Annotated in this window: 25 protein-coding genes and 1 pseudogene; 12 read left to right on the top strand and 14 right to left on the bottom strand. The window is 56.4% G+C overall.

All coding sequences use genetic code 11. The features are described from left to right. The first annotated feature begins 1 nt into the window (after position 1). From GH665_RS00190 to GH665_RS00175, 4 genes are all read left to right on the top strand, one after another. Entirely contained in the window at positions 2–874 is an 873-nt protein-coding gene (locus GH665_RS00190) for a DUF4123 domain-containing protein (RefSeq protein WP_153134183.1), read from the top strand. Beyond that, positions 871–3,642: a T6SS effector BTH_I2691 family protein gene (locus GH665_RS00185; RefSeq protein WP_153134182.1), complete on the top strand. Its 2,772-nt coding sequence runs from the start codon at positions 871–873 to the stop codon at positions 3,640–3,642. The genes GH665_RS00190 and GH665_RS00185 overlap by 4 nt, the downstream gene beginning before the upstream one ends. After that, positions 3,642–4,592: a DUF6708 domain-containing protein gene (locus GH665_RS00180; protein ID WP_153134181.1), complete on the top strand. Its 951-nt coding sequence runs from the start codon at positions 3,642–3,644 to the stop codon at positions 4,590–4,592. The genes GH665_RS00185 and GH665_RS00180 overlap by 1 nt, the downstream gene beginning before the upstream one ends. A 110-nt stretch (positions 4,593–4,702) precedes the next feature. Then, a complete protein-coding gene (locus GH665_RS00175) occupies positions 4,703–5,419 on the top strand; it encodes a hypothetical protein (RefSeq protein WP_153134180.1) in 717 nt (238 codons plus the stop codon). Between the two features lie 138 nt (positions 5,420–5,557). Here GH665_RS00175 and GH665_RS00170 read toward each other — a convergent pair whose 3' ends face one another. The 3 genes from GH665_RS00170 to GH665_RS00160 all read right to left on the bottom strand — a co-directional run bounded on the left by GH665_RS00170 (position 5,558) and on the right by GH665_RS00160 (position 7,560). Then, positions 5,558–6,352 (bottom strand): hypothetical protein, encoded by a 795-nt coding sequence (locus GH665_RS00170; protein ID WP_246216120.1) that lies wholly within the window; start codon positions 6,350–6,352, stop codon positions 5,558–5,560. Positions 6,353–6,521: 169 nt separating this feature from the next. Further along, positions 6,522–6,971 (bottom strand): hypothetical protein, encoded by a 450-nt coding sequence (locus GH665_RS00165; RefSeq protein WP_153134179.1) that lies wholly within the window; start codon positions 6,969–6,971, stop codon positions 6,522–6,524. 232 nt (positions 6,972–7,203) lie between these two features. Further along, complete coding sequence (locus tag GH665_RS00160; RefSeq protein WP_246216119.1) at positions 7,204–7,560, bottom strand: DUF3304 domain-containing protein; 357 nt, start codon at positions 7,558–7,560, stop codon at positions 7,204–7,206. A 43-nt stretch (positions 7,561–7,603) separates the two neighbouring features. Here GH665_RS00160 and GH665_RS38615 point away from each other — a divergent pair, with 43 nt between their 5' ends. From GH665_RS38615 to GH665_RS00125, 8 genes are all read left to right on the top strand, one after another. Further along, a complete protein-coding gene (locus GH665_RS38615; RefSeq protein WP_167530880.1) occupies positions 7,604–8,293 on the top strand; it encodes a hypothetical protein in 690 nt (229 codons plus the stop codon). Then, on the top strand, positions 8,290–9,270 hold the full coding sequence (locus GH665_RS00155; protein WP_167530887.1) for a formylglycine-generating enzyme family protein: 981 nt from the start codon (positions 8,290–8,292) through the stop codon (positions 9,268–9,270). Before GH665_RS38615 ends, GH665_RS00155 begins: the two co-directional genes overlap by 4 nt. Positions 9,271–9,300: 30 nt before the next feature. Beyond that, complete coding sequence (locus GH665_RS00150; RefSeq protein ID WP_153134176.1) at positions 9,301–10,233, top strand: DUF3592 domain-containing protein; 933 nt, start codon at positions 9,301–9,303, stop codon at positions 10,231–10,233. 43 nt (positions 10,234–10,276) lie between these two features. Continuing rightward, a complete protein-coding gene (locus tag GH665_RS00145; protein WP_153134175.1) occupies positions 10,277–10,498 on the top strand; it encodes a hypothetical protein in 222 nt (73 codons plus the stop codon). Then, entirely contained in the window at positions 10,495–10,656 is a 162-nt protein-coding gene (locus GH665_RS00140; RefSeq protein ID WP_153134174.1) for a hypothetical protein, read from the top strand. Before GH665_RS00145 ends, GH665_RS00140 begins: the two co-directional genes overlap by 4 nt. Before the next feature lie 28 nt (positions 10,657–10,684). Continuing rightward, the gene (locus GH665_RS00135) at positions 10,685–11,404 is read left to right on the top strand and encodes an Imm52 family immunity protein (RefSeq protein WP_153134173.1); all 720 of its coding nucleotides are present in this window, start codon (positions 10,685–10,687) and stop codon (positions 11,402–11,404) included. Between the two features lie 529 nt (positions 11,405–11,933). Beyond that, on the top strand, positions 11,934–12,533 hold the full coding sequence (locus GH665_RS00130) for a hypothetical protein (RefSeq protein WP_153134172.1): 600 nt from the start codon (positions 11,934–11,936) through the stop codon (positions 12,531–12,533). A 33-nt stretch (positions 12,534–12,566) separates the two neighbouring features. Continuing rightward, entirely contained in the window at positions 12,567–12,923 is a 357-nt protein-coding gene (locus tag GH665_RS00125) for a nucleotide pyrophosphohydrolase (protein ID WP_042275620.1), read from the top strand. 176 nt (positions 12,924–13,099) lie between these two features. Here GH665_RS00125 and GH665_RS00120 read toward each other — a convergent pair whose 3' ends face one another. The 11 genes and pseudogenes from GH665_RS00120 to GH665_RS00070 form a co-directional block, all read right to left on the bottom strand. Beyond that, positions 13,100–13,381, bottom strand: a complete 282-nt coding sequence (locus GH665_RS00120; RefSeq protein WP_153134170.1) for a PAAR domain-containing protein — start codon at positions 13,379–13,381, stop codon at positions 13,100–13,102. 11 nt (positions 13,382–13,392) lie between these two features. Beyond that, positions 13,393–14,736, bottom strand: coding sequence for a virulence factor (locus tag GH665_RS00115; RefSeq protein WP_246216118.1), 1,344 nt, complete (start codon positions 14,734–14,736; stop codon positions 13,393–13,395). A 159-nt stretch (positions 14,737–14,895) separates the two neighbouring features. Continuing rightward, on the bottom strand, positions 14,896–15,156 hold the full coding sequence (locus tag GH665_RS00110) for a PAAR domain-containing protein (RefSeq protein ID WP_153134169.1): 261 nt from the start codon (positions 15,154–15,156) through the stop codon (positions 14,896–14,898). A 14-nt stretch (positions 15,157–15,170) separates the two neighbouring features. Then, positions 15,171–16,643: a type VI lipase adapter Tla3 domain-containing protein gene (locus tag GH665_RS00105; protein WP_153134168.1), complete on the bottom strand. Its 1,473-nt coding sequence runs from the start codon at positions 16,641–16,643 to the stop codon at positions 15,171–15,173. 130 nt (positions 16,644–16,773) lie between these two features. Beyond that, entirely contained in the window at positions 16,774–17,277 is a 504-nt protein-coding gene (locus tag GH665_RS00100; protein ID WP_153134167.1) for a pentapeptide repeat-containing protein, read from the bottom strand. Positions 17,278–17,287: 10 nt separating this feature from the next. Next, positions 17,288–17,566: a hypothetical protein gene (locus tag GH665_RS00095; RefSeq protein ID WP_030102494.1), complete on the bottom strand. Its 279-nt coding sequence runs from the start codon at positions 17,564–17,566 to the stop codon at positions 17,288–17,290. A gap of 9 nt (positions 17,567–17,575) precedes the next feature. After that, positions 17,576–19,222: a tetratricopeptide repeat protein gene (locus GH665_RS00090; protein WP_246216117.1), complete on the bottom strand. Its 1,647-nt coding sequence runs from the start codon at positions 19,220–19,222 to the stop codon at positions 17,576–17,578. A gap of 279 nt (positions 19,223–19,501) precedes the next feature. Then, positions 19,502–19,759: pseudogene (locus GH665_RS39600) on the bottom strand (hypothetical protein); the annotation flags it as partial. 17 nt (positions 19,760–19,776) lie between these two features. Continuing rightward, positions 19,777–20,040: a PAAR domain-containing protein gene (locus GH665_RS00080; protein ID WP_153134165.1), complete on the bottom strand. Its 264-nt coding sequence runs from the start codon at positions 20,038–20,040 to the stop codon at positions 19,777–19,779. A gap of 11 nt (positions 20,041–20,051) precedes the next feature. Then, positions 20,052–21,533 carry a virulence factor gene (locus GH665_RS00075; protein ID WP_174771694.1) on the bottom strand — a complete coding sequence of 494 codons (1,482 nt, stop codon included), beginning with the start codon at positions 21,531–21,533 and terminating at the stop codon, positions 20,052–20,054. Beyond that, on the bottom strand, positions 21,530–23,719 hold the full coding sequence (locus tag GH665_RS00070; protein WP_153134164.1) for a T6SS effector phospholipase Tle3 domain-containing protein: 2,190 nt from the start codon (positions 23,717–23,719) through the stop codon (positions 21,530–21,532). Before GH665_RS00070 ends, GH665_RS00075 begins: the two co-directional genes overlap by 4 nt. Positions 23,720–23,733 lie beyond the last annotated feature (14 nt).

Here is a 23,733-nt window from a genome sequence, read left to right as displayed (position 1 = left end):
TATGGTTGCGCCGTTGCTAAACGAAGCTACCTTGCTGACGTATCCGTACGCGCTAATCAATCCGCTGCAGGTGGATGAGGCCGAGTGGAGCGATCTGCCCTCTGAGCCGGTTGTGCCTCAGCGATTCAAAGGGCAAGCCGAACTCTTCCCCAGGCTGGTCGAGTTACACCGCATGGACGACCGCGCGCGCGCTGACTTATCAGGCCGCGCGCAACGATGGGAAGCCGAATGCGGTACCCCCTATTTTTGCTCATTGCTGCAGGCGCAAGCCGATGCCGACAGGGTGCGCGACCATCTGACGAGGCAGATGGCGCAATATCATCATGCCCGCCGTGCATACGACATCGTCCGGTTGTACGATCCGCGGGTCCTGTGGCATCTCAACTGGCTCCTTGAGCCCTCGCAGTGGGAAAGCTTGCTGGGTCCTCTGCAGCGCTGGGCGTGGCCGGTCTTCGACGGTTCCTGGCAATCTCGCGAACACGCCCCGGAGACCAGCGATGAGCAGTCGCGCCTATTCTTTTCTCCGCCGCAATGGGACACGTTGCTAAGGCTTGGCGACATCAACGAGACGGTCAAGCGCTTGAGGCGCAACGCGCCTGATCTTCCGAATGACGCAGCGCTCGCCCGGCGGATCGACGCCGCACTCGACAGGGCATGGACGGTGCATCGTTTGACCGAATCCAGCGACCGGCAGCTCTATGCGGAACAGGCTGTCCGTTTTCATCCCGATATTCACGCTCATCAGGAAATGCGAGCCTGCCTCGCTCTCGCGCTCACCGGGGAGCTCACTTATGTTGGCGCTTGCCATCATCTGGACGAAGCAGCCATGCAACGCATAAGCAGTGAATTAGCACAATTGAAGGAGCGCACATGACTGCCGCCACCACCCCGCCGGTCCAAACCTGTCCATTCTGCGACAGAAGCGGCTTGCCGATTCTTCCGCTGCGCTACGCAGTGGCGCGTACCGACCTCGGCGGGAAGGCCCCGGACGTCGTCGCTCCGTTCAATGCCGGCAAGGTGGCTTTGCCGGGCGAAAGCGCCAAATACACGCTGCGTATTTTGCGACCGGGCTATCTCTACGTGTTCGACGAAGTCAGAGGCGAGTGGGGCGCTTATATCGTGAACGGTCAGGGACTGCTCTACCATTTCGATATCCATGCGAAGGTGCCGCCGCAGGTTCCGGACAAAACTTTTAACGAAGCTTGCGTCCGCAAGGCCGATCCATATCTGGCGCGCTGCATCACGGTCAAGGATGCGGCCCAGGCGGGGAATATCTGGCTGGCGTTTTCCGACGTGATGTGGACGGAAAATGTACTGGCTGCACACTCGGAAGCCGCCTATCGAAAGCGGCACATGCGCTGTATCAACATGGCCGACGTGCGTGCACAAAAGGCGGCTGCGCACGTGGACACGTTCAGTAAGCTCAAGAATGTGGCCGAATTCTCGAAGGTACTCAAGCCGGATACCGGAGCAACGAACGCGCGCGATGCGCTTGCCAAACAAGCCGCCACGCTTGAGCAGCAGATCAAACAAATGGAGCAGGCGCGAGCGGCGCACCCGTTGACGGGTTCTGCGGCTCGCGTCGAACAGAAGCAGGAGGCCGAGGCACGGGCACGCCTCGCTGAGCTGAAACAGAACATGGCAGGGACGTGGCTGCCGGAAGTGACTATCGTGTCGGACCGTGCGTTGGGCTTTTCGCAGCAACCCCTCAATTTCCTGGGCGATCAGTCCAAGGGTTTGATGGAATGGGGAAAGCAGGTGGCCAAACCGTATGAAGCTGTTATGGTTGCCGTCCCCGATCCCGCCGGCATTGCCGCTGAACTGGCGCTTCTCATGCGTATACGCATGCAGGCGTTTATGCGCGACGAGCGTAACGATAAGGACCGGCCTCGCAAGACCGCTTTGTCCGGCGTTATCGAGCAGATTCGAGACGCGATCCGGATTCAGGCTGAGCAAGATTTCGTCGACGATCGGGAAAAGCGTGCTCAGCACGACGAGCAGGGTTACTCGATGTCTGCCGGGCTAATGGGAGGGATGCAGGTACCCGGTAACGCTGCGCTGGCAGCAATGGACCGCGCCATTACGCCGGATCAATTGCGTCAGGCCGGTGACGACGCGTGGAAGAAGTATGACGATCTGTATTCCGACAAGCAACGCACTGACTGGCAGAATGGTTTCAATGCCGCCTTGCAGTCCTTCGACCAGAGCGTTATAGGTCCGCTTGCGCTGGCCCATCGCGACTTGATCAAAGGCGATCGATTCCATAACTATTTCGACTGTAATTTCGACAGCACAGTTGTAGCGAGCGGTGTCGTCTACACGATCGTGTTCGGGCAATGTATTGCAGGCACCCAGGATAAGGGATGTAGTGCGGATCTTTATAACGAATGGCTTCAGGGCAATCTGACCGACAAGCGCAATATCCTGTTGCGGGCTCTTTGCTTAAATCAGGATACTCAGGCGAAAGCCATCCAGAGCGCCGCTCAAAACTCTGCAGCATGGGCAGAGCTGCCATGGGACAAACTGATGGGCATCGGAAAGGCAACTTTCGATCAGTTGCTCGAAGCTCAAAAGGACGAAATCGGCCGCCTTGCGAGCGTGGTTTCAGGCGCTATTACCGCGACCTTAAAGAAGGTCGGCGAGAGTCAGCGGATTTACTCCGGCCTCGTTGCGCTCGGGGTAATGGCGCGCAAGCCCTACGTACTGGTGACGATTGAAGGCGGGAAGAAGGCATTTCGCGCGTCGCTCATCAAGAATATGCTGAAGCTGAGCGGCAAGGCGAAATCGATACCCGACAATAAGATGGAAAAGGCTGTTGCCGACGAACTACGGCGCCAGGAGATATGCGGTGTCGACACCAAAGGCAGTGACAAGAAAACCTGGCTATTGATGATCGACCCGGATGAAGTGCGCAACATGCCCAAAAACCTGAGCGTTGACGATCAGGCGAAGTGGCTTGCGAAGAGCATCCGGACGCCGGAACAAGTTGACGAACTGAATCTGGCGAACTATCGCGAAGCGGTCCTGCGGGGGAGCGAACGCATCAAGGTGAATATTCCCTTTACCTTCGCTGTTTTGGCTCTGCTCGCTAACGGTTGGGCCATGCATTCCATCATGCAGGGCGAGGAGGAAGCGCTGACCGTACACAAGAACGAGATGCTGCGTCGAGTCTACACGCAGGGCCTCGCCATTTTTGGCGCCGTGGCGGACGCCGTCGAAGGCGGACTTACTCGATTGTCGGTCGCCGGTGTGCGGCTCGGTCAGGCGACCATGCAGGCGGGCGCCAAGATCTTCGGCGTTGTGGGCCGCATTGTGGGCGTCGCGGCCGGGATATTGATGGCCGCATGGGACGGATGGCGTGCATACCAGGAACATAAAGCCGGTCACAACGGCGCTGCCGCAGCGTATGGGGTGTCCGGGCTATTGGGCGCCGCCGCGACGATGCTGTTGTTTATCGGCTGGACTGGCTGGGGTCTGCTGGTCGTCGGGCTGATGGTAATTTGGGCGTTTGTGATGACACTGCTCGTCAACAACAAGATCCAGGATTGGCTGGAGTTGACGTATTGGGGGAAAACAAAGCAGGGCAAGTATCAGACCATGGAGATAGAAATGCAGCAACTGGACGTGGCAACGAAAGGTTAATGATGGAGTACACCGGCCTCATCAATAAGTACAAAATCAATCGCCCGCTTACGGACGAAGAACGTCAGAACCGTCTCGATCCCGCGAAGCGCCTGGACGTTTCCCCAAATTATTTCAGCTCCACTATCAGGGTGAATAGCCGGTACCTGGAGGTTGCGGATAAGTATTACGGCTGGAAAGGCGCGCTGACATGCGTGATGGGAATCCTGACCGTGATCTGCCTGTTCATAGCGGGAGTCGGCGCGGACATTTTCTTTGTCGATGGATTGCTGGGTAATCCAGACGAACGGTCTGGAAATCTTGTCTTCGGCGCGATTCCGTTGCTGCTAGGGATCTGTCTGGTTGCGGTTCTGCTCTGGCTTATTTGCAGGGAGTGTTTCCGGTATACGCACTACCCGATTCGTCTCGACCGGGAGCGTAGGGTAGTGCATGTGTTCCGGTTAGATGAGACCGTGCTGTCCGTTCCATGGGATAAGGTTTTTTTCGCCCTGGGCCGGGGTAATCGACCGTTTGGCATTCAAACATGGGACATACGCGGACATGTTCTCGCCGATGATGGCGTGACCGTGGTCGAGACATTCTGTTTTGCGCTGGCGTGGCCGGTAAAAGAAGAGCTTTACCGGTATTGGGAATACGTCCGGCGATATATGGAGGACGGTGCGGCGGCGATCATACCGTGCACGCCGGCGTATCTGCCCATTTCCGATCGGCGCGAGACATGGCGGTTTGGTTTGTTGCGACTCGCCCTGAATTTGCCCGGTCAAACTTTTGCGCAACTGCTGTTGTCGCCGGCCCTTCTGCTGTTTTCCTTTGCGCGATGGTTTGCGATGCGCAGTTGCAGAATTCCGGTCTGGCCACAAAACATAGAGGAAATGTGCGCAGTCGATCCTGGCGATCCTTGTGCAAAGGATGCTCGCTCGAATCCTCCGAACCTCTGGAAAACGATGTAACACGACCGTTACGATAGAGGTCGGTCCAGAAGGATAGGTGATGTCACGTGCCGTTTCCGTTGGCGAACACCATAGTCTGTAACCCAATCAATCGCCGAGAACATTGACCGATGAACTCCGAGCCAATCACCTCGCAAGATCCGCAGGCTACCCGAATCACCGATAAACGCATGCCGGCCGAAGATTTGCCTTATCCGCTCGGCAAGCGCCATGCCGGCGATCCCGTCGACGACAACCGCCTTTATGGATTGCTAGGCAACGAGGCCTTGTTCGAGCATATCGGACTGCGTCCGCGCATCAACGTACCCACCAGGGATGAATGGCGCGCCTTCGGTGGTCGTCTCAATGGCGAAATGTTCGCAGGGTTGAAGAAGGTGTTTGGCTCAATGACCGATATCGAGGCCGGGCGCTCAGGTTCGCCCGCATCGATGACGAGCGATGCTGAGTTTGCCGCTTTCGGCGCCGGGCAATCGATATCGCCAACCGATGACCCTGCACACTTCTTCGCGTTTCGCTCGCGTGACGCCGAGTGGATCGGCTTCCGGTGGCGCGACGAAAGCTTTCGTTTTCGCAGGGCGTCTCTTCTGGGTTTCGCCCTCGAAACGGCCATGCCAGCGCGCTGCTCGGGGTATTTCCAGTTATGGGCAGTTTGCGTGCTACGCGACGAGCAGACGTCCAAGGCGTGGCTTCAAAACGTCGAAGCTGAAAGCTTCATATTCGACGGGCAGTGGACGGCCGAAGTCGCATTCGAACTGCTTAGTGTCATGACGAACGTGGCCAACTTCTTTGGCACGACGTTGACCGCGCGTCAGTTTAGTGATGTTTAACCTGGCTTTATCCGACCGCGGCATCGTGACAGGTGCAAACGGTAATGCCAACACCAGATACGTTCCGACAGTTCGTTACGATTACCGCATCCCGAACTGGAATGGCTCGTGCACTCGAGCCGAGCAATGCGGGATCAATCAGTTGATGTTCTCGGAATTTTTTCTGACCACACGAGCGTCGGCCTCGTCGACCAGTTGCTGAATCGACGTATAAACAGGATTGCTGATGCCGAGTTTTTCCTGTTTGCCTTTGCCGCGCAGAAACATCCACTCGGGCCACTGCCGTACATGGTTTACTGTGCCCACGACAAATTCGCCACACGGTGGAACGTGCAGTTCCTCGGCGGACTTCTCGCCTGACGTAAATGTCTTCCAGTCAGGACGAAACACGCGATCCTGGCAGGACTCGTGCCAGAAAATCATGGGCCGGTTTTTATCGGCGTCAGGGAAATCGTCGAACACAAATCCGCCTGTCTGATCGGCAACGGGAATGATGCGCAGATTTCCTTGTACATCCCGGATACCGACCTTCCAATGCGGATTGTCATTCTGGTCGTAGTCCTGCCACGGATTGACCGCCTCGGAAAGAATCGTGCGGCTACCGTCACGCTTCTCCAGTTCGAAGACGACCGTGCTCTTCGGGAAGGCCGATGAGTATCCCAGTGTCGGATTGGTTCTGATTTTGACAACGCCGTTCTCGGGAACACGTACTTCGAGTCCGTCCTTGGTGTGGGTCGGTTCGACACCATCCGGTTGATCGAACAACGACACGACCGGACCCACGTAGCTTTCTGGAATCACGTAAATTAGCGGTACGCGTCGACTCCTATCCAATCCGAATCCTATTGCGGCAAGAACCACCAGAGCAGCCAGGACAAAGTAGCGCCGGTCGATACGGCGCTTCGGAGTATTGAGCGGTGTTACTTCTTCCATGGGTAGGAGTCAGGTTTTCGATACCGCGGGGGCGCTTCTCGTTGCACCGGCGTAGGTAGGTGACAGGCGTGTCGATCCACACATTAGCGCTGAGAAGAAGCCTGTCTCTCATAGAGATTCTCGATGAGAGGCTCGCTTCTTGGAAGATCGTCACCGTAGACTTCGCTGGCTACCCGGTATAGGCGATGGTGAGCATGACCATCATTGACCGCGGATCGGCGCGTACCGATATCGTCCCCCAGTTGAATACAAACGAATCGACACCTTGTGAAGTGGCGACGCGCGTCGTTTGTGCCTCTGTCATGATCAGTTTCGCTAACGTCTTCTTTTCACGAACGAGGTCGTCATCTGTTGCCGACCAGTCCTGTTTGCGAATGCTTCCGTCTTTCCAAACGCTGTCGATTGCGACGAACGTCCCCTCACGAAAGCGGGCCGACACTGCAAATGAGTGCCGCCAAATCACTATCTCGTCGACGCTGAACGACTCCCAGCCGTTGCGAGCGTCCAGTGCCTTCCATCCCGCTGCGATCAAATCCGGCACGGTCGTGCGGCCAGGGGCGAGTACGAGCCCGGTGCCGACATCCAGTTCACCGGTCAAAAAATTGAAGGTGCCCAACATCGTTAACTCCCAAACTTCAAAAGGTGCGGCCGACACGGTTGCCCCTGTCGACGCTCGATACGAAATACTGAGTGCTACGGCCCTACCTGGCTTGAGATCGGCGAGCGACTGCCGCTTCCCTTACAAATGTGCTTCGTAACAACGAACGCCTTCAGTTGGGGATCACGCGAAAAACGAGGTCCCGAGTTTCACCGTAGCGTGCTCAAGGACCCGTATGTTGCCGAATGAACAACTAGCGCTTTGCTGAACCGACATTAGGGATTTCCGGCTTTGTCGGAAAGTCGACCCACTTTGCCTCAATCCGCTGATTCGGCAGAAAGTGGAACTCGATAAATCCGTCATGCTTGTTTGGCAGTGAAGGCATGGGAATGTCTGTTTTGAAGACGTCTCCCGGCAGATCGTTCTCGAACTGTTCCTTCGTTAGTTCGTATCTGATCTTGACGTGCAGATTATTTGCTCGTCTTGACAGACTCAAGCAGCAGGTTATCTTTCCGCCTCCTGCAGGCTGATGAGCCGTAGAATTGGCTCCCCAGAAACCATTGACCCAAAAACTGGCGATACTTCGTTCCGTGTAGTTGTAGCCAATCACATTGTACGGTCCGTAGGCGCCGGGTTCACTCGAGAAGCAACCCGTGCTCCATAGTGTGCTTATTGCGAGCGCTCGCGCCAGCGCCAAAGCGGAAAGCACCATCAAGTCGTTCGACGAAATGAGAACCGAGCTGACCGACTTTATCCGTACCCAGCCTCGGGCATTTCTCAACGCAATCAGGAACGCGCATGACTCACTGCTGAACAGTCTTGCGGAGGTGAAAGGCTATATCGTTTATGCGTTAAAGTCCATCGTCGACCGATTCGACGAATGGCGGCTGGAAGCGACCGATGCGATCAGCCGTATTCTTGCAGCCGCCCAGATAAGGAACGAACTGGAGAACGTCTACCCGTTCACCTCGTCGGAAATTGCGGTTAAGGGCAATGCGCAAGTTGCGCGCAATGAGATCGGACAGGTCGTCGGCACGGCCAGCTGGCGATGGTGGAAAGCCGTATGCGTGTCGATCCGGCGCCGGGTTTCGGCTTTGTCGTCAACGATTCGGCCGCGTACCAGATGCAACAAGGAACCGCGCCCGCCTGGATGGATCCAAAAACGACCGCGGGCGACGGCTCCCAGATGGCTTGAGCGGCGACATCGGTTCAATAGAGAATACAGGAGTGGTGCTGTATGGGTTATCGGTCTCGTCTGGCTCAAGAGAAATCACGGGTGCTGTTGGTTGCTGGAATATCGTTGCTGTTGTCGGGCAGCGTTTTTGCACAGAAAGTCGACGTGAACGCACCCGCTGACAAAGATCGATTGATCCGCGAGATTACGACACCATCACCGAAGAAGGACACGTGGGAACATCTCAGCACTGTGCTGAACTGGGGAACCGGTAAGCCGTACGACGACACCATCCGCATCTTGCAGGATTACTTCAAGTCGTTGCCGCCGCCTTCTAATGACGAACTCGCCAGATTCAAGGACAAGGTGCATCGCGAACTGGTCTTCGTCAAAGGCGGCCAGTTCCTGATGGGCGATTTCGGTCCGGAAAAGTCGCAGGAAAGACTGCCCTACTCCGCCAACGACGGCGCCGCGCCCGCACACAACGTAACGCTCGACAGTTACTCGATTTTCAAGCATCGCGTGACTTACGCCGACTATGACCTTTACACACGCGCCAATGGCTTGCCGCCGATCGCGATCAGCAAACACGGAGACCTGGAGTTCCGTTTCCCCGACTACCCCGTGGCGCATATCACGTGGCAACAGTCGCGCGATTTCTGCGCATGGGTCGGTAAGCTCGTGAGTCTGCCGGTCGATTTGCCGACTGAGGCGCAGTGGGAATATGCAGCACGTTCGCGCGGCGAGTTGTGGGTGATTCCCAGCGCCGCGGTGCCGGTTGTCGACGGCAAATACAACCTCGAACAGCTCGACAACATCATCGATAAAATGGAAGAGAACGGCACCAGCCCGGAGCCGCTGGCTAGCCGGCCGGTAGGCACGTATGGCGACAATCGGCTGGGCGTGTCGGACGTGTTTGGCCGCGGCAAGGAATGGACTTATGACTGGTTCGACAAGAACTACTATAGCCACGCGGCGCCGCACGATCCGCGAGGTCCGGAGCGAGGCAGCCTGCGCAGCGTCCGGTATGCAACCGATAGCCGCACGCGACTCGTCATCGACCGCACGGGCTTCGCGCCCGATACCGCGAAGGCCGATCTCGGGTTTCGATGCGTGCTCAACCCGTCTTCGCCAACAGGTCAGTGAGATGCGCACGCACGCTCCAACCGTCCACTCATGATGAATTCAGCCGCCGCCCCGTCGCCGCACAGCCGAAGCACGCTCGTCATCCTGACGCTCAGTCTCGGCGCGCTGCTTTTTTCGCTGTGCTGGCTCGTGTCTTCGCTGATCGCCACGCATCGCATGACGGTCGCCGAAGGAACCGTGGTGAGTTACGACCAGGGCGGCCGGAGCTGGCGTTCGTATCAACCCGTGATTGTCTTCACGACCGCACGCGGCGAGCGCGAACAGATCACGGGCCAGACGTCGTCGACGCAGCCGGCCTACGATATCGGCCAAAAGTTGCGCGTGTTCTACGACCCTGCGGACCCCGCACACTCGGCGATCATCGACGACTTTGGGCAGCGCTGGTTTCCTGTCGGCGTAGTGATGTTGCTCAGCGTGGTGTTTTCGGCGATTGGCGTGGTGATGTTCGTAATCGAGCGCGGCAAGGTTAAAGATGTCGCGCCTTCGTCGTACTCGCAGGCGAGGCGCAAACGCGGCCGACAGAATCTACTGATCTGCCTGATTCCGATTGTCATCGGCGCGGGATTTCTGCTGGGCGCTGCCGCTTCGGCGATGCGCGAACGGCAGATCATTGGAAGCTATACGCGCACGACTGGCAAGGTCGTCGAAGTCCAGGAAGCCGAGCGGCCTTATCAGCCGCGCTCGCACATGTACTCGGCGATTGTCGCGTTCAAAACCGCGACGGGGAGAGAAGTCACCTTTGCGCAGGGTTCGTCGTCATCGCATAACGATCTCGGCAGCGGTGATGAGGTCAGTGTTCTCTACGATGCGAATACGCCCGATCGCGCGATGATCGACAGCTTCTGGGAGCACTGGGGACTGCCTGCCATCCTCTTTGTCATCGGCTTGCCGTTCTTCGCCGTTGGTGTGTTCTTTGTCAGCACCGTCGACTTCAGCGGTGGGCGCCACAGCAAACGGACCTAGCTTTGAACGTGATTCGATATTCGAGATTGATGGCAGGTGACTTGTGACTTCGATCGCATGTGAAGGCGATAGCACGTTGCACGGCGACAAGATTTCGTGCGGTGCGGTGTTGATCGCCGCGCAATCCGAGACCACCGGCAATGTACCTGCGTCGATGCAGGGCACGACAGCCGCGGCGGCGGAGTCCACAGTCGCGCCGACCTTGTGTCGCGAGTGCCTCGCTCATGCCGCAGAAACGGGCGCTTCCACTGTCGTGCGCTCATGATCCCAACGACTCTCGCTGAACGGCTGGAGCGTTTGCGTGCGGATGCGTCGGGGCTGCGTGCGTATGCGCTGGTCGATGGCCTGCAGTACGAACAGCATTTCGGCCGCAGCTTTCGCACCACCGCGCCGCTGGTCAACACAGAATTGAAGCCACTTTGACGAGTACGAACACTGAACGTTGACGAACATGGCCTTTCATTTGAACATTGATGTCACCTATCGCGTAGCTGCCCCGCAATTGCCGACCATCGAGTCGGGGTACGATCGACTTTGGCAGTTTGCGAACGTCCTGACGCGAGCCGGCTTCCCCGTGGACAAATGGTATCCAGCGGCGGATACGAAAAAAGCGTCGTTGCAAAACGCGGCCTTCGATGCCAATGGACCGACCAGCGCGGCGATTGCCATGGCCAAGAGTTCCGCTTTATCCAATGGCACTAGAGTCAGGTCGCTCGGGGTGTGGAATGGCTTGGAGGGAGACGGTGAAGCTGCTTTTTCCGACTCGCAGGGCATTGACAGTGTGTGCTCGGTGACCTTCCAGATGAAAGGCATTGTCGGATTTCAGCAGACAACACTGGTCGCGGACGTTGTTTCGGAAGCGGCGCGCATCTGGTCCGCGTCGAGCGTTCAGGTCGGGCCATTCAAGTATTTTTCGCAGCAGCAAGCTTTCGAAAAACGACCCGGCGCCGGTTGGATGCTTTATTTGCCGAGAGTTCTCACGTCACGGCAAGTGCCGGAAGCCGCTTCCCTCATTCCTGTGATGGATGGCGAGTTGCAGAAAGGGACAATTGTGGTCAGTGTCGTCGATGAACCGTTTTCGGCGGCGAAGGAGGAGCATGTGGCGGCCGCGAATGCGATTGAACTGCGGTTGGTCGATCAGGATTTATTGCCGTTGTATGCCGAACTGTAGGTCGGACTGAAATTTAGCGCACGAGGCGAACTCTAGCCTTCAATACAGGCCTTGCTCACGAGATCGCGCATAAGGGGCTCATGTCTGCGCATCCGCAGTGTCGCCGGCGCTAACTCAATGCCCAATCTCAACCAGCCGATCAATCACACATCCCAGTCACCGGCGCTAAATCCGTTGCTGGCTCTGCCATGCACGCCATGGCTACGGCGGTGAACAGCGCTGCCGGAAATAACCTTCCAGCGTCAACGCAGCAAGTTGCGGCGACGGCCAGCACCGGTCGCGCGGCGAATAGTGAATCGAGTACAACTCCGTATTCGTCCGCCAATGCAGCGCCTCGCCATAACTATGGCGCGGCAGTCCATCTGAATATCACTCGGAACCTGGGCAAGCGAGTCAAGGATGCGGCAGGTCATGACGTCGAAGTCAGATCATTTGCCGACCCGAAGCACGTTGGCGACGGCTATGGGGTAACTTATCATTCCCATGGAAACATGCATTGGTCTGACACGGGTCATTAACAGGGAAAATTATGCGAAGGATCGCAGTATCAGTTTTTGTCGTTTTGATTTGCAATTTTGCGAATGCCCAACAGGCCCCGATCGTTGGTGTGTGGGAGCAACTTCCTGTTGCCGATGCTAATGGGGGATCCAATGCGGTGCGCCACAATATTGTTTTCGTCGATCAAAAAATTGCCGACGATACGGTGTTCAGCGGGCTGGTGGATGCCGGTACAAAGAACAGCGTGCTTTGTTGCGTGAAAGTCAGCAGGAATTCGTCTATCACGCTGGCGGAGTTGCTGAAAAAATATCGGTGGGATGACGACATCGCGGGTCACCTCAAGAAGATCACCGGCTGGAAATATATCTACGAAGCGAGCCTTGTCGATCAGTCCGCGCAGAATCCGAAGATGCGCAAATTGGTGAAAGACTTGAGCATGCCCCCTGCTCTGTCGCCGTATTCTGCCGCTATTGTTTCGGGAAAAATCGCAGGCGAAGAGGTCAATAAGAAATTTTCGACTAGCGGCGCGGCAATCTCCTTTTCCACGTTGGAGAACAAGAACATCATGCAGTACAAGTTTTCTGTCAATGGCGAACCGGTGAAACTGACGGAAGGGATGTTTGCCGATTGATTGATGAAGCCACCACCCCGAAGAGATTTTGAAATGCAAAGTGACCTTGCTAGCTTGCGTGACCTCGTTCGTCAATTCGCGGATGAACGCGACTGGGACAAATTTCACACGCCAAAGAATCTGGCGACTGCTCTAAGCGTCGAGGCGAGTGAGCTACTGGAGCCATTTCAGTGGCTGACCACCGGACACAAGAGCGAACTGGACGACGGCAAACAAACCGCCATTCGTCACGAAATGGCGGACGTATTGCTCTACCTCGTCCGACTTGCAGACAAGCTCGATGTCGACCTCTATCAAGCCTGCCTGGAAAAAATGGATATCAATGGGGTGAAATATCCCGCCGAAAAAGTCCGGGGAGATTCGCGTAAGTACTCCGATTACCAAGACTAAGAATCAAACTTTCGCGCGCCGGGTTGAGGCAACCAGGGCGTCATGCTCGAGTTTCAACTGCCGACGAACTCGAAACGTATCGACTGCTTGTTACGCGGACGAGCCTCTGATTGAAGTCGCTGCTCGCGCCTATTTACACAACGACCATTCGCACGCGGCTGATCCGCTCCGAGAGCCTAAATTCTCGACGTTGATGGAGATAGCACCGACGTCGGCATCGACGATATGAGTGTCGCACCACACGATGTCTTGTGTCCGTCAAAGGCCGCAGGTTTTCCGTCGACGTTCACGTTTGGATCCCCTTCCACAATCACGCAGGTCCGATGACCCGCGATGGGACATATACACATGTCGCCGATTCGTGCGACTGGCCTGCCCATGACCTCACTCACTGCGCTGCCGGTCGTCACCCTGCCGCCATGACTGGTTGCGTCTCCCACACGAATGATGCCGCGCATCTGACCCGCTCCTAGTACGAGTAGCCTTGCTGTTTATAGTCCGTGTCATGACGACGCCCCCACCACGGAAGATAGGCGTTGTTCTCACCACGGGCGCGAAACCAGTCCTGATCCGCAACGATGGGCGTGAGTTTTGACGGTGCTGATACCACAACGGCAACCGGATGGTCTTGATCGGCCGTCCCTGTAACAAGTACGCTGCCGCCGAGATGGTTTGCGCGTGCAATTGCCAGCGCCACGTTTGTCAGCGCGCTCCCCGCGCCCATATCGCCTAGCAATCCCGCCGTATTGAACGTCTGTTTCTGATAGTCGAACTCAGGCAAGTTTTCCGTTAGCGTACGGGACAGTGAACCGATACGTTCAGACGCTGCATCCGAGCCTTTCCCTGCATCGTGGATGATGTACTGAATATCATGCAGATTCTTGCCGGCGTTTTGCGCTGCGGCCTCGATGGTCGATTTCCATGCCTGTACAGCGCGCGTTGTGCCTGCCTTCGCGTCAAAGTCCTTCACATTGCCCGTTGCCGCCCGGCCGATCCACGCGAGTGGTTCGCGCTCGGTCTTCATTTCAGGTCCGGCCAGAATCAGCAAGACCAGGTTCTCGTTGATTTGCCGGAACTTCGGCGGGTAACTCGGGGCGTCCCAGTTCATTACCCAGACGCTCTGTTGAGGACGAGTCTGAAGATAGTCGAGTGCAGCGTTTAAGGACGTGAAACCTGCGTTGGGGCCGCCGGATGTGACGTGTACGTCGGGAGGCGTATCGTGGCTCCAAAGGTCAGTGAATTCGTCATTACCTATATTGAACTCGCTGACGATGCCCTTGCGCAAATATTGCCCAGCCTCAGTCGGATTGAGCCGGCCAGACGGAATCGCAAACTCCACGTGCATACCGGCCAGTTCACGCCACTTCCTCCGATCCTGCGCTTTAACGGAATAGAAGTACTTCGCGTTCATGACGTAAGGATCACCGAACAGCACAAGCAACTGATCGATGTATTTCTCGTAGTAACCATCCAGCGTTTCCCGGCCACCGTTTGCGTCAGCGATAGAAGCGACCGCTTGGAGCGTGGTGAACTTCTTTGCGTCGACCTTCACCATGTCGTCGTTCTTGTTGGGCTTAACAAGTCCAAGCGTCCATAGCAGTTGCCATTCGGTCGGATAGTCGCGTCGCTGCAGCGGATTCAGCCATTCGACTCCGACTACCTGGGCAGCAAAGGGATATCCCGTGCCAGTTGAATTGGCTAGCGTCTGGTCTGTCATCGGAAGCACCGCGTCCGCCTCGTGATTCAAGAATACGGCGGTTAAAGCAAGCACGACAAAGTGAAGCAGGCGTGGCAACTTGTCCAGACGTTTCATTAAATCCTCAATGCTTACCGGTTGCGGGGACACGCTGTCAAAAACACGCGCGGTGCCATCCCGTTATGGTATGGCATCTGTCATGCGGACTGACTGCGGCACGGCCTGGAGTCCTGCGCGAATCGATGTAGGACCTCGGGTTCTTGAAGGCCCATGATTTCAAAGACTGCCAGTCTTAGCCTGACTCACAATCAACGACGCACCGCAGGCCAGTTTGTCCCCTTCACGGGCGACGAACTGGCTGTCGTATTTGACGTTACTGTCCCCCGTCACGATAGTAGTCGGCCCGTGAATCTGGCAAATCGCAGGATCTCCAACGCGAGCGATGGCTTTGCCACTCGCGTTGGAATTCGGTGCGCCAGCGACGACCTGTCCGCCATGACTGTGTGTGTCTCCAACACGGATAAATGGTTTAGACATGGTGATCCGCGCGCTTACTTGACGCCGTAGTCGAACAGTTGCGGATGCTTTTGGCGATAGGCGTCATCAGGCGGGCTGACCATCACAATGCTGGCGTGATTGGGGTTCCGCAGATTCACCGTCGCAGTCGTTCCGCCCTTTGCATATCCACGCATGACAGCAAGTCCGATCTGTACCCACGGCGAAGCGGTCCCAGTATCGCCAACGCGTTGCGCCGTGTTGAACCCTTCCTCCGGATCGTCAAGATCCAGATGTTGTTCATTGCCGTGCAGAGCCTGCGTAAGCGCGATCCACGAATCGGACGATGAACCCGGGTCGAAGAACACACGTGAGGGTGCCTGCCCCTCCGGAAGGGCGCCTATTGCCTGCGTCCAGCCTTCTTTCAGTTTGGCGACGCGCGCGAGGCGCTTCAGCGGCGCGCCCTGTTCGTCGGTGAAGGACACTTCAACCGGGCGATGGAGATAGCCAAGCAGCGGTGCGTCGTCATATTGCTTAAGCTGCCAGTCGGTCCAGCGGATCGGTACCCATGGATTCGGTTTGAAGTCGCCGGGGCCTCGGTTGTCCACCTGGTTCTCCAATCCGGGCACCAGCTTTTGCCAATAGTCCGATGTCATGAATCCAGGATGAGTCTTGTCAAAGATTTTTTCCTGTGTCCAATAGTAGTTCCACAGTTTGATAACGTCGTACCTGGTATCGTTTAAATTGATTTTGTACGGAACATCGATAACGTAGGGACGTACGTCGCGATCGACGCGATCTTTCCTGCTTACCAGCAGCGCCACAATGCTGTCTGGCTGTTTAGGCACCGAATTGCCGTTCTCAGGTCGCTCCGTCCCGGGAGTGCCCATATAGTTGCGGGTCCAGACACCATCATTTACCAGTACGACGACGGCGGGCAAGTCCGGGTGCTGCTCAAATGTTCGAAACAAGGTGCGAATACCGCTGTCGCTGTCATTGGCCTGAATGGCACCAAGCTGGACGAAGAGCGTGATTCCCAGCCCCGCTTTCTGACGGGCGGAGACGACATGGCCTTCAATTCGGTCCGCATCTTTGTCTTGTTCGTTGCGTGCGGGACCGATGACCATCGTTGGGATCGGCCAGCGCTCGACCCATCCGTTCGGCAGTGCATATTCCAATGCATTGCCTTCGCGTTGATCGGCTGCAAACGAGCGGTCATTTCTTGGCCATGGATAGTCCTTTGGATTCTGTGATAGCAGCGTGCCCTTAGGACCAGTTTCATCCAGGCGGTTCAGTAGAGCCCCTTGTCGATATTTGTCCACCACCACGCCAAGGCCGCGAATTTCAAGTGTGAAGCGTGCGTCGGTTGGTGTCACCACGAGCGCGGACGCAGCGCCGAGTGGATCAGTCGGTGACTTCTCATTGCCTTGCGTTTGTTTTGAAGTACCCGCAATTGCGGCGTGTCCAAACATAACGACCGCCACCAAAATCAGCAGCGGAATCAGCCAACCTCGTACATGTTCACTCATATCGATATCTGTGTCCCCGACACATCAGGCGGACCGTCCAGCCATAGAGGAATTGAGAAAGTGCCTCGTCGGCCGCGAGTGTTTCTTATGCCCTGTATCCACAACTCGAGTCGTAGTGCCTCTTCAAGCGTCAGTTACCGACGTTGAGCAACGTGTCTTCAAACTCAAGATGCTCGAAATAGCTACCTGTAAAGTCCACACGCTCGCCTTTCAAGCCGTGGGCTTCTACGGTAGTGCCGGTGCAGCCGAGCACTTGGACGTCGCTCCATTGTCCATGATCGAAGTTGATGCCGTTCCAACTGCACTGGTTGAATCGGACCTTCCCCAGCGTACTGTCCTTAAACTGCGCTTCTTCCAACGTGCAGTGGTCGAAAGTGCAATCAGTAATCGCTATGTTTGAGAAATCGCAAGTGCTGAACGTGCAGTTGGTGAACTGGCAATTCGTCCACACAGCCTGCTTGAACGAAATGCCAGTGAAACTGCTACCCGAAAACGTACTGCCGACGAACTGCGCTAGCCCCAGATCCAGGCCGCTATAGGACGAGCTATCGGACTGCCCAGAAAGTCCGGCTGGCGCCCCGCCAACACCCTTGCGCCACATATCGTGCTTAAGAATTATTTCTTGAGAACTCATGATGCGTCCGTCACTGTTCCGCCGACTCAGAACTGTCTCGCCTCTCGGCGTTCTCGGACGATGGTTCCTCGCTTTCGTTGTGTCGCCCCGCAATCCACATCACCACGCCGATACCAAACACGAGTACGCCGGGAACGAAGAGGTTTTGTGACGCAAAATCCGCCGTGGGGCTGGTTTCTGTCGAGCCGGATGCTGTCCAGACCACCGCCGCCATAGTGGCCAATACTGACCAAACCGCTATAGCCACACCGGCCAGAGTGACGAGCTTCCCCAATGTTGATGTTCGCATCGTGCCTCCTTACGCTTCGAGTACCTGATCACCCACGCTCACCTGCGGAATCTTTCCGAAGCCGAGATGGTTGGCCTGGTTCCACCAAACCCAAGTGATCTGATTTGGTTCAACGCTGAGATGAACGTCGCGTGGATCCGGGAACGGCTGCCCCTGCAGTACATAAGCCTGTCGATACCATTGGTTGAAGGTCGCGGCTTGCGGATGATCGGCTGAAACAGTGCCTTGCCAGATACCCGTCGACGGACAGGCACGCGTGCCACGACATTGAATCGCCGGTTCGGCAAATGTCGCTTCGCGAGCTAATCCTTGTGCCACACGAGGATGTGTGTTCGCTGACGCTGGAATCGCTTGCGGTATCGGTTCCCCCACGTAGTGAAACAGGAGCCGGCCGTCTTCCGGTACAAGTCCAGGGCGAGTGCGATCGAAAAGCTCGTCTTTTTCATAACGCAAAGCAACCTGTTGGGTATTCCATTGAGTGTGGCGTTCGCTGCGAGGGTGAGTCAGTTGCGCCAGCCAATAGCCGGTCACAGGTGCGGCCGTTGTTTCATATTGAGCGGGGACTGCGATCAACGGCTTGGCGGGGAGAGTGAAGCCCTCCGGAATATGAGCTCGGCCACTCAGTTGGGCGATAGAGTGTGATGCTGGCTCAGTCAGCGCTGATACCTTCGGCACAACTGCCTTAGCCGCATCAATTAGAGTCTGTTTATTTCCATCCCATTTAGGAAGTGGCGCTGGCGGCAGAGGAAGCACTTTATCGAGGTTGGGGAACCTGAGGTCAGGATTGCGCTCAAGGACGTCGCCCAGCACGTTATATCTTTCCGCTCGTGCGTGGTCGATCACGTGATTAACCATGACGTCGCCGTTGTTAAAGACGGAAAACAGGTAATTTGCGCTGTCGGCGTTACCGAATTTGACGCCCTCCTGAAGGACTCTGACTGCTCGCTGATTGTCCTCGTCCAATTCGCGGCGCGTCCCTTTTAGGGTAACGCCGAGGGCGTACGCGGCGTCACCGTTGCCTTGCGCAACACCGCATTCCAGCATCTTCAGTGCTATTTTTCGGTTCCCCCAGAACCCGGCCTTAGGATCGTCGTACGTTCCTACCAGCTTTGAACCGATATATGCTTGCGCACTCGGACTGCCTTTGTCAGCAGCCAACTCCCAGAAAGCATAAGCACGGCTCGCGTCCTGTTTCACACCCACGCCGTTCATATGATATGTGCCCATCAAATCAAAGGCGGCCGGGATTCCTAACTTCATAGCTGCTTCGACAATCTGAACCGCATGCTCAGTGTCGCGGTCAACTCCCTCACCTTCGGCATATGCGTTAGCCAAATTGATCATGGCCTTCCAGTGCTGGCGATCTGCTGCCTTCGTCCAAAGTTCGACAGCCTTCTTGTAGTCGCGCTTATCCGGCCACAACAGTGGGCTGGTTAAAGACAGGCCTTCCTCAAACCATTTCTCAGCCTCTGGATCGACCGGTGGAACAGCATCTGCCTCGTGCTTGCACACGAAATCGGCGCGATGCGGATCGAAGGCCTTCAGGGACATGTTGCGGGGCAGGTCATCCATAGAGCAAGCAGCAAAAGAAAGGAATATGAGAGGCAACAACGCGAAGACTCGTAACTGTTTCCGCTTAATTGATGTCAAATTCATGGAGCCTCGCGGGCAGATCCGAATAATTGGCACGCCGTACGGCATGCATAACATGTCAGCTCAAACGAATATTGCTGGTGCGGGTGTCATGAAAAGGAATGAGGAAACCCACTGTTGCATCGCCGTGCTGACGCGCTCATAGTCCGACCACGAATCGCCCGCGTGTGGCACGTCGATGACCGCATCGCGCAGCACTTGCGCGAGGTCGTTGCCGGTTTCGCCCTGATCGACGTTGCCCGGCGCGAGTTGACGCGAGGCCGACCACAGCGTGATCGAGTCGCGCGCGTCGGTGACGATCGCGCAGATCGGGTGCAAGGCGCCACGGTCGGTGACCATCTGCACCGACAGCGGCAAGCCGATGAACGCATTGAGCGGCAAGTCCGCGCGCGTCGACAGACACGTCACGTGACCCACAATGCCTGAGCACAGGCCCTCGCTGATGTCGATGCGATGCGCGATCAGCACTTGCTCAAGGCTCGACTGGGCTGAGCCCCAGCGCAGGCGGAAGATGTGTGGAGGAGATGCCGACGATGACACCCAGAATTGTCCGGTTTCTACGCTATTCCCGACGTCGGCATCGACGATATGAGTGTCGCACCACACGATGTCTTGTGTCCGTCAAAGGCCGCAGGTTTTCCGTCGACGTTCACGTTTGGATCCCCTTCCACAATCACGCAGGTCTGATGACCCGCGATGGGACATATACACATGTCGCCGATTCGTGCGACTGGCCTGCCCATGACCTCACTCACTGCGCTGCCGGTCGTCACCCTGCCGCCATGACTGGTTGCGTCTCCCACACGAATGATGCCGCGCATCTGACCCGCTCCTAGTACGAGTAGCCTTGCTGTTTATAGTCCGTGTCATGACGACGCCCCCACCACGGAAGATAGGCGTTGTTCTCACCACGGGCGCGAAACCAGTCCTGATCCGCAACGATGGGCGTGAGTTTTGACGGTGCTGATACCACAACGGCAACCGGATGGTCTTGATCGGCCGTCCCTGTAACAAGTACGCTGCCGCCGAGATGGTTTGCGCGTGCAATTGCCAGCGCCACGTTTGTCAGCGCGCTCCCCGCGCCCATATCGCCTAGCAATCCCGCCGTATTGAACGTCTGTTTCTGATAGTCGAACTCAGGCAAGTTTTCCGTTAGCGTACGGGACAGTGAACCGATACGTTCAGACGCTGCATCCGAGCCTTTCCCTGCATCGTGGATGATGTACTGAATATCATGCAGATTCTTGCCGGCGTTTTGCGCTGCGGCCTCGATGGTCGATTTCCATGCCTGTACAGCGCGCGTTGTGCCTGCCTTCGCGTCAAAGTCCTTCACATTGCCCGTTGCCGCCCGGCCGATCCACGCGAGTGGTTCGCGCTCGGTCTTCATTTCAGGTCCGGCCAGAATCAGCAAGACCAGGTTCTCGTTGATTTGCCGGAACTTCGGCGGGTAACTCGGGGCGTCCCAGTTCATTACCCAGACGCTCTGTTGAGGACGAGTCTGAAGATAGTCGAGTGCAGCGTTTAAGGACGTGAAACCTGCGTTGGGGCCGCCGGATGTGACGTGTACGTCGGGAGGTGTATCGTGGCTCCACAAATCGGTAGCCGAACGGTTCCCGATCTCAAATGCGTTCACGACCTGATCGCGCAAGTACTTTTTTGCCTCTTCGGGATCAAGGCGTCCGCTGGGTATTGCCAACTCCACACGCATGCCAGCCAGTTCACGCCACTTCCTGCGATCCTCCGCTTTGACGGTATAAAAGTACTTGGGGTTCATCACATAGGGATCGCCAAACAGTACCAGCAATTGGTCGATGTATTTCTGGTAGTAACCGTTCAGTGTTTCCCGGCCGCTACTTGCGTCAGCGATAGAAGCAACCGCTTGAAGCGTGGTGAACTTCGTTGCGTCGGCCTTCACCATGTCGTCGTTCTTGTTGGGTTTAACAAGCCCAAGCGTCCACAGCAATTGCCATTCGGTCGGATAGTCGCGTCGCTGCAGCGGGTTCAGCCATTCGACTCCGACCACTTGCGCGGTAAAAGAGCGAGTAGTTCCGGTTGCTGCGACTGGCGTGGCAGCTGGCACCGTGGAACTTGCTTGCGCCCGTTGACTGACCAGCGCGGTGGTCAACACAAAGAAGGCAATGGCCAGTAGGCCAGGCAACACGACCAGACGTTTCATCAATTCCTCGGTACTCGAAAGTTGTAGGGCTACCCCGTTCGAACGAACCATGAATACTAACGACAGCACGGCTGCAAGCAGCATGACGCTGATCGCCAAACCCAAGCGGCGCGGTCGAGTCGCGATAAATGCGCTCATAGATAGCCTCCCACCTTCAAGAAGAAGCCACCATCACGTTGGTCATGGATCTTCTCAGGGATCTTCGCGTCAGCGTCCGTCTTGACCCAGTCTGACAGAAAGACTTTCTGATATTTCCCATACTGGAAATACTCAGCAAATTTCACGCTCGGATTGTCTTTGCTCAACCCGCTGACGAACCGCCAGTCAGCTTCTAAGCGCAGATCATGTAGATCGGCGTCCGACAGATAACACAGACCAACTGCCACATCATATGCCAGTGCTTTCTCCGCATGCATCGGGTTAGTCATGATCGTCGAGTGATTAGTCGGATTGTTTTCCTCGCCTTCGCGAAGGAACTCCGTTATCTGTTCATCTCGCCATTTTGTATAGTCCGCGGATGCTTTGGTCGGATCATCCTCACCCGCCACATTGCCCTGTTCGTCAAGCCATCCATCGTTCTTGGTCCGTCGAGCTTCCATCCGCAACACCGCGTGGTCCTCATACCTCTGTGCCGCTTCGGTTTGCTCGTTGCCTTGCGCAGCTAGCGCGCCAGTTCCTTTGAAGCTGTCGTAGGGGTCACTGTCCTGAAGGTTGGTTTTATCCGCGTTGCGTGCAGCGGCAGACGGGTCGTATCCCTCGTTAAAATCGCTAGTATCATCGCCGTCTTTCACTTCGGACACTTTTCCGTACCGAATCGCCTGCGGCTTGAACCGTGTCGATTCATCAAGCTTGGGTGCTGTTACTGGCACGACCCAATCCCTTGGCGGATCAGCATTTACGGGCACGCTAGTAAAATTGAAGAGATAGAGAACCGGACTGGTGATAGCTGTCATCACCTTGGCCCCGGTCGATTGATTCGAATGCAGCGCGCGCCCCAGCGCAAAGCGCGCTTTCGGCGATGGCGGAAACCAAAACCCTTGTGTCTGGTTCTTGTCCTTGCGCCAGTCATCTTTCCAATAGCCATAAGAGGGTTGGTCGCCGCCTACCTCGAAACCCGAGGCGAACACTCGCTGCGTGAACACACCATCTCCTCCGGTCTTCTCGATCTCGTCCTGATTCAATCCTCTCCAACCGATCCCTTGTACCGTCGTTGCGGAAATGACCTGATCGTGAGGACAGCAATAGAGCGTCACCCGCCCGTAGGTCTTGTTGTTCAATCCATGTGCCGCACGATCTGTCGCTGCAGCGTACGGTTTGCCGCCATTTTTCGAAGGACGTGAATTCGCCATAGCCTGGTCGAGTTCCGCCGCCTCCATCTCCAGATCTGCCCGCGCTCGCAGAATATTGAAATACTCCTTCAACGTCTCTTTGCGAGCCTCGAATATCTCGCGCCCCACATTGCCAGACGAGTCGCGAACACCGCGTTGCGCCCAGTTGTCTGTGCCCAATTCAGCGACAAGACTATATGGCGGATTGGCGAGGACATAGCTATCCGCGACACAGCGACCGCTCTTCCCAAGTGGATCGGTTACTTCGGGTAGGCGATCGCCCAGAAAAGCGGCGGCAATTCCCACCATGTTCCCCTGGCTGTGACACACCACTGTGATCGGCACGTCTGCCTGTTTCTTCCGGATGGATTCGATCAGTTTGGCCAGCCGCAGTGCCGCGAGCACCCCGTACGTGCGGGGCGGCGTAGCGTACACCTTGCGGGCATTGACTGAGTTCAAATGCTGGACGGTGATCCAGAGAAACAGCCGATCGTTCAATCCTTCGTGCCACAGATCCGGAAGGCTCGAACAGCCGTTCGCGAAGGGGCCACCTCCCCAATAGTTCTGCTCATTGAGCATAACCTTATCGCCGTACCGCTTCAGTTCCTCCTTGTTCGCCTTGTACCCCCACCTGAAATGGATCACCGGTGAAAACGACGGATCGGGATTGATGTAGGTGTCCGGCTTCATATTGGGATTGATGAAGCCGTCGGCGGTCAAGCTTTCGATGTAGCTAGCCGGTGACATTTGTCCCGCAACGGGGCCGAAGTGAAACAACTGGTCGTCATAGCGGCCCATCCGGCGATTCAGTCCGGCACACAACCCTTCTTCGCTCGCCTTAAACCATTCGCCATCTGAGTTCACGCCGTGTACGAAGATTACGATACCCGGCAGCGGCATTTGCATGACGCCGATCAGTTCGTTCTGGGTATCGAAGAGCGTGGTTCCCTGGCACGATCCTACTTGCACTCGATTGTCTGGATTCAGGAACGCCATGTTGTTGTGATGCC

It is taken from the genome of Paraburkholderia agricolaris (genome assembly GCF_009455635.1).
GTDB lineage: Bacteria > Pseudomonadota > Gammaproteobacteria > Burkholderiales > Burkholderiaceae > Paraburkholderia > Paraburkholderia agricolaris.
The sequence above is the reverse complement of the archived record's forward strand: the minus strand, read 5'-3'. Positions and strand labels throughout refer to the sequence as shown.

What these genes read in the sequence shown, in the direction of transcription:
- GH665_RS00115 (WP_246216118.1), bottom strand. Translation starts at nt 14,736, where the DNA reads ATGAAACGTCTGGACAAGTTGCCACGCCTGCTTCACTTTGTCGTGCTT.
- GH665_RS00150 (WP_153134176.1), top strand. Translation starts at nt 9,301, where the DNA reads ATGATGAATTCAGCCGCCGCCCCGTCGCCGCACAGCCGAAGCACGCTC.
- GH665_RS00120 (WP_153134170.1), bottom strand. Translation starts at nt 13,381, where the DNA reads ATGCGCGGCATCATTCGTGTGGGAGACGCAACCAGTCATGGCGGCAGG.
- GH665_RS00105 (WP_153134168.1), bottom strand. Translation starts at nt 16,643, where the DNA reads ATGAGTGAACATGTACGAGGTTGGCTGATTCCGCTGCTGATTTTGGTG.
- GH665_RS00080 (WP_153134165.1), bottom strand. Translation starts at nt 20,040, where the DNA reads ATGCGCGGCATCATTCGTGTGGGAGACGCAACCAGTCATGGCGGCAGG.
- GH665_RS00135 (WP_153134173.1), top strand. Translation starts at nt 10,685, where the DNA reads ATGGCCTTTCATTTGAACATTGATGTCACCTATCGCGTAGCTGCCCCG.
- GH665_RS00170 (WP_246216120.1), bottom strand. Translation starts at nt 6,352, where the DNA reads ATGGAAGAAGTAACACCGCTCAATACTCCGAAGCGCCGTATCGACCGG.
- GH665_RS00185 (WP_153134182.1), top strand. Translation starts at nt 871, where the DNA reads ATGACTGCCGCCACCACCCCGCCGGTCCAAACCTGTCCATTCTGCGAC.
- GH665_RS00140 (WP_153134174.1), top strand. Translation starts at nt 10,495, where the DNA reads ATGATCCCAACGACTCTCGCTGAACGGCTGGAGCGTTTGCGTGCGGAT.
- GH665_RS00110 (WP_153134169.1), bottom strand. Translation starts at nt 15,156, where the DNA reads ATGTCTAAACCATTTATCCGTGTTGGAGACACACACAGTCATGGCGGA.
- GH665_RS00180 (WP_153134181.1), top strand. Translation starts at nt 3,642, where the DNA reads ATGATGGAGTACACCGGCCTCATCAATAAGTACAAAATCAATCGCCCG.
- GH665_RS00130 (WP_153134172.1), top strand. Translation starts at nt 11,934, where the DNA reads ATGCGAAGGATCGCAGTATCAGTTTTTGTCGTTTTGATTTGCAATTTT.
- GH665_RS00165 (WP_153134179.1), bottom strand. Translation starts at nt 6,971, where the DNA reads ATGTTGGGCACCTTCAATTTTTTGACCGGTGAACTGGATGTCGGCACC.
- GH665_RS00190 (WP_153134183.1), top strand. Translation starts at nt 2, where the DNA reads ATGGTTGCGCCGTTGCTAAACGAAGCTACCTTGCTGACGTATCCGTAC.
- GH665_RS00100 (WP_153134167.1), bottom strand. Translation starts at nt 17,277, where the DNA reads ATGAGTTCTCAAGAAATAATTCTTAAGCACGATATGTGGCGCAAGGGT.
- GH665_RS00075 (WP_174771694.1), bottom strand. Translation starts at nt 21,533, where the DNA reads ATGAGCGCATTTATCGCGACTCGACCGCGCCGCTTGGGTTTGGCGATC.
- GH665_RS00090 (WP_246216117.1), bottom strand. Translation starts at nt 19,222, where the DNA reads ATGAATTTGACATCAATTAAGCGGAAACAGTTACGAGTCTTCGCGTTG.
- GH665_RS00175 (WP_153134180.1), top strand. Translation starts at nt 4,703, where the DNA reads ATGAACTCCGAGCCAATCACCTCGCAAGATCCGCAGGCTACCCGAATC.
- GH665_RS00070 (WP_153134164.1), bottom strand. Translation starts at nt 23,719, where the DNA reads ATGGCGTTCCTGAATCCAGACAATCGAGTGCAAGTAGGATCGTGCCAG.
- GH665_RS00125 (WP_042275620.1), top strand. Translation starts at nt 12,567, where the DNA reads ATGCAAAGTGACCTTGCTAGCTTGCGTGACCTCGTTCGTCAATTCGCG.
- GH665_RS00095 (WP_030102494.1), bottom strand. Translation starts at nt 17,566, where the DNA reads ATGCGAACATCAACATTGGGGAAGCTCGTCACTCTGGCCGGTGTGGCT.